The 13,026-nt window shown below is 63.0% G+C and carries 11 protein-coding genes; 6 read left to right on the top strand and 5 right to left on the bottom strand.

What is annotated here, in order from left to right; translation table 11 throughout:
- Positions 1-25: 25 nt before the first annotated feature.
- From PHAMO_RS05435 to PHAMO_RS05425, 3 genes are all read right to left on the bottom strand, one after another.
- On the bottom strand, positions 26-691 hold the full coding sequence (locus PHAMO_RS05435; RefSeq protein WP_002727217.1) for a hypothetical protein: 666 nt from the start codon (positions 689-691) through the stop codon (positions 26-28).
- Positions 692-823: 132 nt separating this feature from the next.
- Positions 824-1,615, bottom strand: coding sequence for a DUF4197 domain-containing protein (locus tag PHAMO_RS05430; RefSeq protein WP_002727216.1), 792 nt, complete (start codon positions 1,613-1,615; stop codon positions 824-826).
- Positions 1,616-1,621: 6 nt separating this feature from the next.
- Positions 1,622-2,455: a hypothetical protein gene (locus PHAMO_RS05425; protein ID WP_002727215.1), complete on the bottom strand. Its 834-nt coding sequence runs from the start codon at positions 2,453-2,455 to the stop codon at positions 1,622-1,624.
- 142 nt (positions 2,456-2,597) lie between these two features.
- Here PHAMO_RS05425 and PHAMO_RS05420 point away from each other — a divergent pair, with 142 nt between their 5' ends.
- Genes PHAMO_RS05420 through PHAMO_RS05395 form a run of 6 tightly spaced genes read left to right on the top strand, consistent with a single transcriptional unit; the run spans position 2,598 to position 9,326 of the window.
- Entirely contained in the window at positions 2,598-4,403 is a 1,806-nt protein-coding gene (locus tag PHAMO_RS05420; RefSeq protein WP_002727214.1) for an extracellular solute-binding protein, read from the top strand.
- Positions 4,400-5,512 carry a microcin C ABC transporter permease YejB gene (locus PHAMO_RS05415; protein ID WP_040566206.1) on the top strand — a complete coding sequence of 371 codons (1,113 nt, stop codon included), beginning with the start codon at positions 4,400-4,402 and terminating at the stop codon, positions 5,510-5,512. Before PHAMO_RS05420 ends, PHAMO_RS05415 begins: the two co-directional genes overlap by 4 nt.
- A 5-nt stretch (positions 5,513-5,517) precedes the next feature.
- Complete coding sequence (locus PHAMO_RS05410; protein WP_002727212.1) at positions 5,518-6,540, top strand: ABC transporter permease; 1,023 nt, start codon at positions 5,518-5,520, stop codon at positions 6,538-6,540.
- The gene (locus PHAMO_RS05405) at positions 6,540-8,171 is read left to right on the top strand and encodes an ABC transporter ATP-binding protein (RefSeq protein ID WP_002727210.1); all 1,632 of its coding nucleotides are present in this window, start codon (positions 6,540-6,542) and stop codon (positions 8,169-8,171) included. The genes PHAMO_RS05410 and PHAMO_RS05405 overlap by 1 nt, the downstream gene beginning before the upstream one ends.
- Positions 8,161-8,409: a YgjP-like metallopeptidase domain-containing protein gene (locus PHAMO_RS19975; protein ID WP_002727208.1), complete on the top strand. Its 249-nt coding sequence runs from the start codon at positions 8,161-8,163 to the stop codon at positions 8,407-8,409. The genes PHAMO_RS05405 and PHAMO_RS19975 overlap by 11 nt, the downstream gene beginning before the upstream one ends.
- A gap of 56 nt (positions 8,410-8,465) precedes the next feature.
- The gene (locus PHAMO_RS05395; protein WP_002727206.1) at positions 8,466-9,326 is read left to right on the top strand and encodes a fumarylacetoacetate hydrolase family protein; all 861 of its coding nucleotides are present in this window, start codon (positions 8,466-8,468) and stop codon (positions 9,324-9,326) included.
- Positions 9,327-9,339: 13 nt separating this feature from the next.
- On the opposite strand, the gene PHAMO_RS05390 is transcribed toward PHAMO_RS05395, so the two are convergent.
- Together PHAMO_RS05390 and PHAMO_RS05385 are read right to left on the bottom strand one after the other, a co-directional pair.
- Positions 9,340-10,749, bottom strand: coding sequence for an ATP-binding protein (locus PHAMO_RS05390; protein WP_002727204.1), 1,410 nt, complete (start codon positions 10,747-10,749; stop codon positions 9,340-9,342).
- A gap of 7 nt (positions 10,750-10,756) precedes the next feature.
- On the bottom strand, positions 10,757-12,991 hold the full coding sequence (locus PHAMO_RS05385) for an NADP-dependent malic enzyme (RefSeq protein ID WP_051002370.1): 2,235 nt from the start codon (positions 12,989-12,991) through the stop codon (positions 10,757-10,759).
- Positions 12,992-13,026 lie beyond the last annotated feature (35 nt).

Below are 13,026 nucleotides of genomic sequence, written 5' to 3'. Positions count from 1 at the left end.
CATCCGCAGATGGTTGCCGTGGCTGCTATCGGGATGATGGATGGTCGCCAGCATCCGAAACTTTGCCTTCACCATCCGACGGTCGGGATTGAGACCGGGGGGGGAAGCCCAGGATGTGCAGAGCCTGCTCGCGGGTCTGCACCCCACTGGGCAGAACCTCGAACGATAGAACGTTGATGATTGCCTTCAGCCGCTCGATTTCCTCGGTGGCGGCGGCCAGAGCCTTGCTCTGCTCGTTGACGCCGCGCCGCCGCTCGACTTTGGGGAAGGTCTCACCGGCTGGTTCGGCGACGGGCGGTGGTGGCGGTGGAGCAGCGGCCGGGTCGTCGATCCGTAATGCCAAGCCGCCATCGTCCAGCGCCAGCGCGAGACCGAGGGCGCGGCGAATCGTTTCGATATCAAAACCAGGGGCCATGCGGATTTGCAGGCGCGGCTTGCGCCGCCACGGGCGACCTTCGGCCGGGCCGGATTTCAGCACCACCGTTTCGCGGTCGTGCATCGGCGGTTCGCCGGGATCGGGAAAGGTTGCGATGGCTTCGACCGGCAGAACCAGCAGGATCGAGCGGGCGATGTCGGCGACATTGACACGCCGCCGCGCCGCCAGAGCCTCAACCCGGTCACGAAAGACGCTGGGGCAGGGTACGGTGTAGGAATGTTTGACGGGGGCGGGGGGCTCTACAGTGTCTCGCATGGCGCAATCGTTGGAGAGGGGGCAGCCGGAAATCCTTGCTGAACCGGAATGAATAATCCGAAGCAGCCCCCTCGTCAACTACCCATGTTGGCCAAAATGGGAAAAACAAAGATATATGAGGCGCTTGTCCCCTCAGCCGCCGAAGACTTTTTTCAGCAGGTCGGTCGAGCGTTTGGCCGGATCGGTACGGATCGCCGCTTCTTCTTTGCCGATGCCGGTAAAGATCGCGCCCAGCGCCCGCTCAAGCACGTGATCGGTCAACAGCTCCGGCCCGCCCGACAATGCCTGTCCGACCAGAGGCAGCGCTCCGGCGGCAGCGCTGAGAGCCTGGTATGACGTCATCGCTCCGGTCTTGGACAGTTCGGACTGGATTACCGGACGCATCGCGGCGGTCAGGTCAGGCGTCATCGTCCGTTTGAAATATTGGGTCGCGGAATCCTTGGGGCCGCTCAGGATGGTGCGGGCGTCGTCCAGGCTCATCTTGTCAAGCGAGGTGAGGAAGATCTCGCGGGCTTCGGGCGTCGCCGCTTCGGCTGCGCGGTTCAGCCGCACCTCTAAATCGTCGAGCAATCCAGACTGACCGGCCAGGGCCAACCCCGAGCGCAGGGGAGCCAGCTTACCGGGAAGGGGGATATGAACCAGCGGGTCGGCGTTGAAGCCATCGGTTTTGCCCAACCGGCCGGTAACCTGGGTGGCGGCTTGCTTCAGTGCCGCCTTGAGACCGGACCCGATTTCCTCGGTCGAAGCGGTGGTGGTGATGGGGGTGGGGGCGGCGGTCGAAGTCGTGGTTTCGGCGGGACGTTGCCGTTCCAATTGCTGCTTCAACAGATCCTTGCCGAGGTCGGACCAGCTCTGGGCCGGGGCGGATACGGGGGCTGCCAGCAGAAGTGCGGCGGTGCAGAGCGGAAGAGAGAGATAACGCATCGGACGTCAGGCCTCGATCAATTGAAGGATATTGCCGTCTGAGCCGAAACAGGCGGCTGTCAGCGGCCCACCGTAGCCCGAACCGGAATCGAGCGTGGCGATGTGGGTGCCGAGCATCACGCCGCCGCTACGATGATCGGCGCCGCGTACCACCAGCTTGAAGCCATAATACGGCTCGGACATGGTTGAAAAGGCGGAGGACCCCCACCAGAACGAATCCCCCTGGGCCGACGGTGGCCGTGATGGATCGAGTCCGGCATGGGTGAACAGAAGGGTGGAATCGTCGGTGAAGGCGGCATGCTTGAGCACGCTGATCAGCGCGGTGTGGCCATCATAGGTCCGCATCGTCTGGCGCAACAGCCCGGTCCAACGGGTCAGCGACAGGGTGCCGTCGCGAACGCACACAAAAGCCTCGTCCAGAGTCCCGCCATAGGCGGCGATGGTCGGGCCAATACCGTGATCGAGCATCCAGCGCAGCACGTCGCCCGGATTGGGGGCAAACTGTAATTGCAGCAGCTTCTGCCACATCTCTTCTTGGGTGCCGCGCAGATAGACGACATCATCCAGCCCGACGCCGGGGCGGGCGATGTAGGCGCGACGGAATAGCAGGATTTCATCGACGGTTTCGCGAACCAGCGTGCCGTGGCCGAGATAATCGCCAAGATAGACGAGTTGATCTCCGGGCTTGCATTCGGCGGCCAGACGGATGTGAAGTGCGTGCAGGCGAGCGACTTCGCCGCGGATGGCACCGATCGCCCAAATCCGGCCGCCTCCGCGCAGGGTTGCGAAGACGTTTGGTTCGGATGCGGGTGGGGGAGTCCTTTCGGCTTCAATAGTCATTGGTCTGTACGTCCCTTCCTCCCGATATATATGGTCGCAGCCGAATGGCGTTGCGTCAACGCTGCTCTATCACCTCTGCTTGCCCTCGACGATTAATCCGGCCACACTCGACCGCCCCCGTCCTAATCGATCCGGTGATCGCATGCGCCATGTTGTCGTCCTTTGCCTTGCCCTCAGTCTTGGCCTGTTCATGTCCGCGACCCTGTGCGCAGCCGAGACGCCTGCCCCTGTGCATGGCCTGGCGATGCGCGGCGCCCCGAAATATCCGGCCGGATTCAGCCATTTCGACTATGTTAATCCCAACGCTCCCAAGGGCGGGGAGATCCGGTTGTCTGAAACCGGAGGATGGGATTCATTCAACCCCTTTATCGTCAAGGGCGAGGCTGCGGGCGGGTCCGAACTGCCGTTTGAAACGCTTATGATTGAATCTGCCGACGAGCCGTTCTCTGAATACGGATTGTTGGCTGAATCGATCGAGATGCCGGCCGACCGCTCGTGGGTCGCCTTCACCTTGCGGTCCAAGGCGCGCTGGCACGACGGTAAACCGATCACGGCCGACGACGTTGTATTTTCGTTCGATATTCTGAAAAGCAAGGGGCATCCGCGCTTCCGCTTCTATTACGCCGCCGTCGATAAAGTCGAGAAAGTGGGCGAGCGGAAGGTGCGCTTTTCCTTCAAGCCGGGTGACAATCGCGAATTGCCGCTGATTCTAGGGCAGTTGCCGGTGCTGCCGAAGCATTACTGGAAGGGCCGCGATTTCGCCGCCACCACCTTGCAGCCGCCGCTGGGCAGTGGTCCCTACAAGGCCGGGCCGTTCGAGACCGGCCGCAGCGTCACCTGGGTCCGGGTTAAGGATTACTGGGGGACTGATTTGCCGGTGCGCCGGGGGCAGTACAATTTCGACCGCATTCGCTATGACAGCTATCGCGATACGACGGTGGCGTTGGAGGCGTTCAAAGCCGGTGAGTATGATTGGCGGATGGAGATGGAGGCCAAAAAGTGGGCCACCGGCTATCAGGATTGGTCGGGGTTGAAGGATGGGCGCGGCTTCAAGGAAGTCTTCCCCAACCAGCGCCCCGCCGGGATGCAGGGCTATGTCTACAACCTGCGCCGTCCGCTGTTCCAGGACCCCCGTGTGCGCGAGGCGCTGGCGCTGGCGTTCGATTTCGAATGGACCAATAAGACCCTGTTCTATGGCCAGTACAAGCGTACCGCCAGCTTCTTCGCCAATTCCGAAATGGCTTCGACCGGCTTGCCGGGGCCGAAGGAACTGGAGGTGTTGGAGCCGCTGCGCGACAAAGTACCGCCGCAGGTTTTCACCACGACGTACAAGCCGCCTGAGACCGAGGGCGACGGCAATATCCGCGCCAATCTGCGGGCGGCGATGCGTCTGCTTGAAGAGGCGGGGTGGACGGTTGAGAACGGCAAGCTGGTCAAGGATGGCCGTCCGTTCGTCTTTGAAATCCTGTTGAATCAGCCGATTTGGGAACGGATCGCGCTGCCGTTCGCCCGCAATCTGGAACGCCTCGGGATCGAGGCCAACGTCCGCGTCGTCGATACCGCCCAGTATAAAAACCGGGTCGATCAGTACGATTACGACATGGTTGTTCAGGTCTGGGGCCAGTCGCAATCGCCCGGCAACGAGCAGGTGAGCTTTTGGGGGAGCACGGCCGCCGCCGAAGTCGGCGGGCAGAATCTGGCCGGAATCCAGAACCCGGCCGTCGATGCCCTGGTTGCCGCGATCATTGCCGCCCCCGATCGCGAGACCCTGGTGGCATATTGCCGGGCACTCGACCGGGTGCTGTTGTGGAACCATTACGTGATTCCGCAATGGCATATGGCGAGCGATCGGGTGGCGTGGTGGGATAAATTTGGCCGTCCCGCCATTATTCCGGCGGCGGGGGTGCGTCCGCTGGCGTGGTGGTCGAAGGACGCAGAGAAGAAATGATCGCCTATACCCTGCGGCGTCTGCTGCTGATTCCGCTGACTCTGTTCGGCATCATTCTGGTCAATTTCACGGTGGCGCAATTCGCTCCCGGCGGCCCGGTCGAACTGATGCTGTCGAAGATCCAGGGAACGGCGATCGATGCCGCGGCCCGAGTCTCGGGCGCTGGGGGGGCGGAAAGCGGTGGCATGCGGTCGCAGAACTGGGCCGGGCAGGAGGGCGGGTCAAGCGCGTATCGCGGCGCTCAGGGGCTTGATCCCGCCTTCATCAAGGAAATCGAGCGCCAGTTCGGCTTCGACAAACCGCCGGTCGAGCGCTTTTGGATGATGATCGGCAACTTCGTCCGTTTCGATTTCGGCAACAGCTTCTATCGCGATGTGCCGGTGACCCAGTTGGTCATCGAGAAGATGCCGGTATCGGTGTCGCTCGGTCTGTGGAGCACGCTGATCATCTATATGGTGTCGATTCCTTTGGGGATCGCCAAAGCCACTCGCGACGGCTCGCGCTTTGATGTCGCCACTTCGTCGGCGATAATCGTTGGCTATGCCGTGCCCGGATTCCTGTTCGCGATCCTGCTGATCGTGCTGTTCGCGGGCGGCAGTTATCTGTCGTGGTTCCCGCTGCGCGGTCTGACCAGTCCGGGGATGGAGGAGGCGGGATTCGTCGCTCGTCTGCTCGATTACCTCCACCATCTCGCGCTGCCGGTGACGGCGCTGGTCGTCGGCGGTTTCGCCAGCCTGACGATGTTAACCAAGAACGCTTTTCTCGAAGAGATCGGCAAACACTATGTCGTCACGGCACGAGCCAAGGGGCTGACCGAGAACGGCGTGCTCTACGGCCATGTTTTCCGTAATGCGATGCTGCTGATCGTCGCGGGCTTTCCCCGCGCCCTGGTCGGCATCCTGTTTACCGGCTCTTTGCTGATCGAGATCATCTTCTCGCTCGACGGGATTGGCCTGCTGGGGTTCGAGGCGGTCAGCAACCGTGATTATCCGGTGATGTTCGGCACCCTGTACGCTTTCAGTCTGCTGGGGTTGCTGCTGAATCTCGCGGGCGACCTCACCCTGCATTGGGTCGATCCCCGCATCGATTTTGAAACAAGGGAGGGCTGAGGGCGATGAGAGTGTCGCCGCTTGATCGCCGTCGCCTCGACGCTTTTTGTCGGAACCGGCGCGGCTTCTGGTCGTTGTGGATTTTTCTTGCCGTCTTCGCCGTGACCCTGGCCGCCGAACTGGTCGCCAATGACCGTCCGATCCTGGTGGTCTATGACGGTGCGGTCTATGTGCCGGTGGCGCGCGACTATCCCGAGACGACATTCGGCGGCGATTTTTCGACCTTTACCGATTATCGCGACCCGATGATCGCGGCCAACATCGCGTCTCACGGCTGGGCGCTGTGGCCGCCGATTCGCTTCAACAACGGCTCGATCAATTTCGACCGGGGAGGAACCCATCCGGCCCCGCCCGGACAGGGCAATTGGTTGGGCACCGACGATCAGGGCCGTGATGTGCTGGCCCGGTTGATCTATGGCCTGCGACTGTCGATTCTGTTCGGGCTGGCCCTGACCGCGATCAGCGCCGCGATCGGTGTCGCCGCTGGGGCGGTGCAGGGCTATTTCGGTGGCTGGACCGATCTTTTGTTCCAGCGCTTTTTGGAAATCTGGGGGGGGCTGCCCGAGCTTCTGGTGTTGATCATCGTCGCCTCGATCATCACGCCGGGCTTCTGGACCCTGTTGCTGGTGCTGGTGCTGTTTTCCTGGACCAGCCTGGTCGGGGTTGTCCGCGCTGAGTTCCTGCGTGCCCGCAATTTCGATTATGTCCGTGCCGCCCGCGCATTGGGGGTGTCGGATCGGCGGATCATGGTCCGCCATGTCCTACCCAATGCGATGGTGGCAACCCTGACCTTCCTGCCCTTTATCCTCAGTTCGTCGATTGTGTCGTTGACCGCGCTCGATTTCCTTGGGCTGGGATTGCCGCCAGGGTCGGCCTCGCTCGGTGACCTGCTGCGCCAGGGCAAGGAGAACCTTCAGGCACCGTGGCTTGGCTTGACCGGATTCGTGGTGGTGGCTGCGTTGCTGTCGTTGCTGGTGTTCGTGGGCGAGGCGGTGCGCGATGCTTTTGACCCGAGGAAGACCCGCTGATGAGTGTTTCTCCCCCGATTCTCGTCATTGACGATCTGTCGGTGACCTTTGGCGACGGCCCCAAGGCGGTCGAAGCGGTGCGCGGCGTCTCGTTTACTCTGGCGAAGGGCGAAACCCTGGCTCTGGTCGGCGAGTCCGGGTCGGGCAAGTCGGTTACCGCCTTATCAATCCTGCAATTATTGCCCTATCCCCGCGCTCACCATCCCCGCGGCAGCATCCGCCTGGACGGCGTTGAGCTGGTTGGCGCATCCGAGCCGGTGCTGCGGAGCGTGCGGGGGGCGCGGGTGTCGATGGTGTTCCAGGAGCCGATGACCTCGCTGAATCCACTGCATTCGATCGAGAAGCAGGTGGCCGAAGTCTTGGAACTGCATCAGGGGCTGCGCGGCGAGGAACTGCGCCGCCGAGTGCTGGAAATGCTGACCCTGGTCGGCATTCCCGATGCGCAAAGCCGTCTGGGAGCGCTGCCGCATGAATTGTCGGGTGGCCAGCGCCAGCGGGTGATGATCGCAATGGCGCTGGCCAACCAGCCCGATCTGTTGATCGCCGACGAGCCGACCACCGCGCTTGATGTCACCATTCAGGCGCAGATATTGACGCTGTTGAAGGAGCTTCAGGCCCGTTTCGGCATGGCGATGTTGTTCATCACCCACGATCTGGGCATCGTTCGCAAGATCGCCGACCGGGTTTGCGTGATGACCGGGGGGGAGATCGTCGAGACCGGCCCGGTTGAACAGGTCTTTACCGCTCCGGCTCATGCCTATACCCGCAAGCTGCTGGCGGCAGAGCCGGGTGGCCATCCGCTGACTCCCGCCGCCGACGCACCGGAAGTGATGGCGGCCGACGACGTTAAAGTGTGGTTCCCGCGTAAAGGGGGGCTGTTCGGCCGGACCATCGGCTATCTGAAGGCGGTAGACGGCGTGTCGCTCCAGGTCCGGCGCGGCCAGACTGTCGGCGTGGTCGGCGAATCCGGGTCGGGTAAGACGACCCTGGGGCTTGCCCTGTTGCGGTTGTTGAAATCGGAGGGGACGATCCGCCTCAACGGCGAGCCGATTGACCGGATGAGCGCGGCCGATTTGCGCCCGAAGCGGCGGGGAATGCAGATGGTGTTCCAGGACCCTTACGGCTCGCTGTCCCCCCGTCTGTCGGTCGAGGAGATCGTCGGCGAGGGGCTGGAGGTGCACCGTCTGGCCGCCGATCGACGCGAGCGCCGCCGTTTGATCTCCCAGGTGTTGGAGGAGGTAGGACTCGATCCCACCGCCGCCGATCGCTATCCGCACGAATTTTCCGGCGGTCAGCGCCAGCGTATCGCCATCGCTCGTGCTCTGGTGCTCAAGCCCGCCTTCATCGTGCTCGACGAGCCGACCAGTGCGCTTGACGTCTCGGTTCAGGCTCAGATCGTTACCCTGCTGCGCGATCTTCAGGCCCGCCATAACATCGCCTATCTGTTCATCAGTCACGATCTGCGGGTGGTCCGTGCCCTGGCCGATCATCTGGTGGTGATGAAGGATGGTCGCGTTGTCGAATCCGGTCCGGCCGAACGGCTGTTCTCGTCTCCGACAACCGCCTATACCCGTGCGTTGATGGCCGCTGCCCTGAATCTGGAGGTAACGCCGGGCGGCGTTGCGGTCTAGTGAACGCGCCTGCCGACCCGCCTCTGGTGATCGATATCGCCGGGTATTCGATTTTCTCCGGGCCGAAGCGGCGCTGGTGCTGACCTCTGTCGTTGCCCACGAAGTCGCTCATTTGGTCAAGATGAATCATGGCCCGGCATTCTGGGCAACGGTCGAACGGCTGGTTGGCGATCCCCGTCCGGCACGGGACTGGCCGAAACGTCACTGGCCGGGGCTGCACCGGATTTCTTTCCCTTAAGCTGTGGGGAAAACGGGCATTATCCTGATCTTGGTCCATGTCTTGGAGACAAAACGATGCGCTTCGCGGTTTATCGCAAGGACGGGCAGGCGGGACTGGCCGTCGCTGCCGCCGGGGACGACGTGTTCCACGGCCTGACCGAGGACGAGACCGGCTATCCCGGCAGCCTTGAGACTCTGATCAAGGCGGGGGCCGATCTTGCCAAGGTCGGTGCGGCGCTGCTGGCGGCCCCAATGGTCGATCTTGCCACTGTCACCCTGGCTCCGCCAGTGTCGCAGCCGGGAAAGATTCTGTGCGTCGGCCTCAATTACGCCGCCCATGCCCGCGAGACCGGGCGGGAGGCGCCGACCTATCCGACGATCTTCGTCCGTTTTCCTTCGACCCTGATCGGAGCCGGAGCGGCATTGGTTCGCCCCCGCGCGTCGGAACAGTTGGATTATGAGGCGGAACTCGTCGCGGTGATCGGCACCGGCGGTCGTCACATCGCCAAAGCCGATGCGTTGCATCACGTCGTCGGCTATTCGGCCTTCAACGACGGCTCGGTTCGCGATTATCAGGGCAAATCGACGCAATGGACGATGGGGAAGAATTTCGACGCCACCGGAGCCTTTGGGCCGGTGTTCGTTACCGCCGACGAATTACCGCCGGGCGGGTCGGGCTTGCGGATACAAGCGCGTCTCAATGGCGAGACGGTTCAGGACTCGACCACCGACGATATGATCTTCGACATTGAAGCTCTGATCGTCTTTCTAAGCGAGGTTATGACTCTGGAGCCGGGCGATATCATCGTTTCCGGTACGCCGTCCGGGGTTGGCATCGCGCGGACACCGCCGCTGTTCCTGCGTCCGGGCGATGTCTGCGAGATCGAGATCGAGGGAATCGGTATCCTGCGCAATCCGGTCATCGCCGAGGCATAGACGCGAACGGCACTCACCGTTCGGCGGCGGGAAGCCAGACGGTGAAGGTCGATCCCTGGCCGACAACGCTGTCGATCGTCAGCAGACCGCGATGGCGGTTGACGATGTGTTTGACGATCGCTAGTCCGAGGCCGGTGCCGCCCATTCGACGCGAGCGGGCGGTGTCGGCGCGATAAAAGCGCTCGGTCAGGCGGGGCAGATGCTCGCGGGCAATGCCCTCGCCCTGATCGCGAACCGAGACCTTGACGATCGGGCCTGCTTTCAGCGCCGGACCGGCATTTACCGGCAAATCGGTTGTCGCGGCGGCGCAGGCCTGGACCCGGACCGCGCTGTTCTCGCGGCCGTATTTCAGGGCGTTGTCGAGCAGGTTTTGGAACAATTGGGCCATCTCGTCCGGCTGGCCGACGATGATGTCGAGGTCGGGGGCGATCTCCAGGACGATCTCCATTCCCCGGCCCTGGGCCAGCGGGCGCAGCACTTCGGCGGCGGTGATCAGTAATCGTCCGAGATCGACCTTCTCGCTGGGCGGGGTGTGTTCGTTCAACTCGATCCGCGACAGCGAGAGCAGATCGGCGATCAGACGGCTCATCCGCTGGGCCTGTTCGGCCATGATGGCAAGAAAGCGGTCGCGTGCTTCTTCGTCGTCGCGGGCGGGACCGCGCAGGGTCTCGATGAACCCGGCGACGGCGGCCAGCGGAGTACGCAGTTCGTGGCTGGCATTGGCGACGAAATCGGCCCGCATCCGCTCGACTCGCTTTAAATCGGTCATATCGTGCAGGGTCAGCATCGCGGCGGCCCCATCGGGGGGCAGGCCGACGGGGCGGACCACTCGGGCCAGGAACACCCGTTCGAGCGGCACTGGCTGGGTGAACTCGCATTCCCGACCGGACGCGCCGCTTAGGACCGCCTCGATCGCTTCCAGTACAGAAGGGTGACGCAGGAACGACGTGATGTCGCGTCCGCCCAATTCCCGCCCGAACAGCAGCCGTGCCGCCTTGTTGGCGCGGACCACCCGGCGGCTGGGATCAAGCAGCAGCAACGGATCGGGCAGATTGTCGAGCAGGCTTTCGTTCCAGCGTGCCGTGCTGGTCAACTCGGCGGTCTTTTGCTGCCAGACCCGGCGCAGCCCGCCAACGGCGATGGCGGTTCCCGCCAGGGTGATGTCGTCACGCCCCGGCGGCGGTCCCGGCTCGGCTCCCAATGCCATCGAGCGGACCCACTCGGCCAGGGCCGCCAGCCGGGTCAGATGCGCCCGAACCAGCACCGCCAGAATCGCGGTGACCCCCAACCAGACCAGGACGGCCCACAATGCGTGAACCGCGCCCTGGACGGCGAGAACCAGAAGAACGATTCCGGTCGGGCTGGACAGCAATACCGCGACCGATAGCAACCGGCCAGCGGTCGCGGGATTGCGTTTGATCATCGCCGTCCTATTTCACCGTCTCGCGCTTGAGGGCGTCGTGGCAGGCAAGCACTGCCATGGTGACGATATCGTTGGCGCTGGCGTCCATCGACGTGACCTGGATCGGATGCGACAGGCCGACCAGGATCGGACCGATCACTGGCACCGCTCCCAACTTTTGCAGCAGCTTCGAACTGATGGTGGCGGAGTACAGGCCGGGCATCACCAGGACGTTAGCCGGTTCCTTCAGCCGCGAGAACGGGTAGTGGCTGAGCAGTTCGGGATCGAGGGCGACGTCGGGGCTCATCTCGCCGTCATAGACGAAATCGACCTTGCGGGCGTCGAGGATATCGACCGCTTCGCGGACCCGCTCGGCGCGGTTGTTGCTGGGGTTGCCGAAGGTCGAATAGCTGATCATCGCAACGCGCGGTTCATGGCCCATCTGCCGAGCCTTGTGCGCGGTCTGCACCGCGATGTCGGCCAACTGGACTGGGGTCGGGCGCTCCAACACCGTGGTGTCGGCGACGAACACCACCCGCCCCTTGGCGACGAACACGGTCATGCCGAACATCAGCTCGCCCGGTGCCGGATCGATCACCCGCTTGATCTCGTCGAACGCCTGCCAGTAATTGCGGGTCAGGCCGGTGACCATCGCGTCGGCATCGCCGGATTCAACCATCAGCGCGCCGAAGATGTTGCGCTCTTGATTGACCAGTCGCTGGGCATCGCGGTACAGCGCCCCTTTGCGCTGAAGGCGGCGATAGAGACGGTCGGTATAGTCCTTTGTCTTCGGCGACAGGCGGGCATTGACGATTTCGAGTGATTCCGCCGCCGGAAGACCCGTCGCGCGCATCGTTTCGCGGATGCGGTCCTCGCGTCCAATCAGGATTGGGTGGCCAAAGCCGGCGTTGCTGAAGGCAACGGCGGCGCGGATCTGCTTTTCCTCTTCGCCCTCGGCGAACACCACCCGCTTGGGATTGGCGCGAACCGTCTCGGTGATCGCCTGAAGTCCGGCGGCAACCGGGTCGAGCCGCGCCGACAGGTCACGACTGTAACCGACCATATCGATGATCGGGCGACGCGCCACGCCGCTGTCCATTGCCGCTTTGGCGACGGCAGGCGGGATGGCGGAGATCAGGCGAGGATCGAACGGTACCGGGATAATATATTCGGCACCATAGCGGAGGCGGCGGCCGGAATAGGCGGCGTCAACTTCGTCGGGCACGTCTTCGCGGGCCAGGGCGGCAATCGCCTTGGCGGCGGCGACTTTCATCGCCTCGTTGATGGTCGAGGCGCGGACGTCGAGCGCACCGCGGAAGATGTAGGGGAAGCCCAACACGTTGTTGATCTGGTTGGGATAATCCGAGCGGCCGGTGGCGACGATTGCGTCGGGGCACACCGCCTTGACCTCTTCCGGGGTGATTTCGGGATCGGGATTGGCCATCGCGAAGATGATCGGGCGGGGCGCCATCGTCTTGATCATTTCCTGGGTCACCGCGCCCTTGGCCGACAGGCCGAAGAACACGTCGGCGCCTTCCAGCGCCTCGGCCAGGGTGCGGGCAGGCGTGTCGATCGCGTGGGCCGATTTCCACTGATTCATGCCCTCGGCACGGCCCTGATAGATCACGCCCTTGGTGTCACACAGGATCACATTTTCATGACGGATGCCCAGGCTTTTGATCAATTCAAGGCAGGCAATGCCCGCCGCGCCCGCGCCGTTGACGACGACTTTGGTGTCGGCCATGGCGCGGCCGGTCAGGTCCAGGGCGTTGATCAGGCCAGCCGACGAGATGATCGCGGTGCCGTGCTGATCGTCGTGGAATACCGGAATCGGCATCAACTCGCGCAGGCGCTGCTCGATGATGAAGCATTCCGGCGCCTTGATATCTTCAAGGTTGATCCCGCCGAAGCTGGGGGCGAGATAGCGAACGCAATTGATGAACTCATCGACATCGTGGGTATCGACTTCGAGATCGATCGAATCGACATCGGCAAAGCGTTTGAACAGAACCGCCTTGCCTTCCATCACCGGCTTGCTGGCCAGTGCGCCCAGATCGCCAAGTCCCAGAACGGCGGTGCCGTTCGAGATCACCGCGACCAGATTGCCTTTCGCGGTGTAATCGTAGGCCAGTGACGGGTCGCGGGCGATATGTAGACAGGGAAAGGCGACGCCGGGTGAATAGGCCAGCGACAGATCTCGCTGAGTAGACATCGGCTTGGTCGGGACGATTTCGATTTTGCCGGGGCGTCCCGAGGCATGCATCAGCAATGTGTCTCGTTCAAGGGCAGAGGATCCCT

The organism is Magnetospirillum molischianum DSM 120 (genome assembly GCF_000294655.1).
Taxonomy (GTDB): domain Bacteria; phylum Pseudomonadota; class Alphaproteobacteria; order Rhodospirillales; family Magnetospirillaceae; genus Phaeospirillum; species Phaeospirillum molischianum.
The sequence above is the reverse complement of the archived record's forward strand: the minus strand, read 5'-3'. Positions and strand labels throughout refer to the sequence as shown.

Coding starts and splice junctions, on each gene's coding strand:
- PHAMO_RS05435 (WP_002727217.1), bottom strand. CDS start 691: ATGCGAGACACTGTAGAGCCCCCCGCCCCCGTCAAACATTCCTACACC.
- PHAMO_RS05430 (WP_002727216.1), bottom strand. CDS start 1,615: ATGCGTTATCTCTCTCTTCCGCTCTGCACCGCCGCACTTCTGCTGGCA.
- PHAMO_RS05425 (WP_002727215.1), bottom strand. CDS start 2,455: ATGACTATTGAAGCCGAAAGGACTCCCCCACCCGCATCCGAACCAAAC.
- PHAMO_RS05420 (WP_002727214.1), top strand. CDS start 2,598: ATGCGCCATGTTGTCGTCCTTTGCCTTGCCCTCAGTCTTGGCCTGTTC.
- PHAMO_RS05415 (WP_040566206.1), top strand. CDS start 4,400: ATGATCGCCTATACCCTGCGGCGTCTGCTGCTGATTCCGCTGACTCTG.
- PHAMO_RS05410 (WP_002727212.1), top strand. CDS start 5,518: ATGAGAGTGTCGCCGCTTGATCGCCGTCGCCTCGACGCTTTTTGTCGG.
- PHAMO_RS05405 (WP_002727210.1), top strand. CDS start 6,540: ATGAGTGTTTCTCCCCCGATTCTCGTCATTGACGATCTGTCGGTGACC.
- PHAMO_RS05395 (WP_002727206.1), top strand. CDS start 8,466: ATGCGCTTCGCGGTTTATCGCAAGGACGGGCAGGCGGGACTGGCCGTC.
- PHAMO_RS05390 (WP_002727204.1), bottom strand. CDS start 10,749: ATGATCAAACGCAATCCCGCGACCGCTGGCCGGTTGCTATCGGTCGCG.
- PHAMO_RS05385 (WP_051002370.1), bottom strand. CDS start 12,991: ATGCATGCCTCGGGACGCCCCGGCAAAATCGAAATCGTCCCGACCAAG.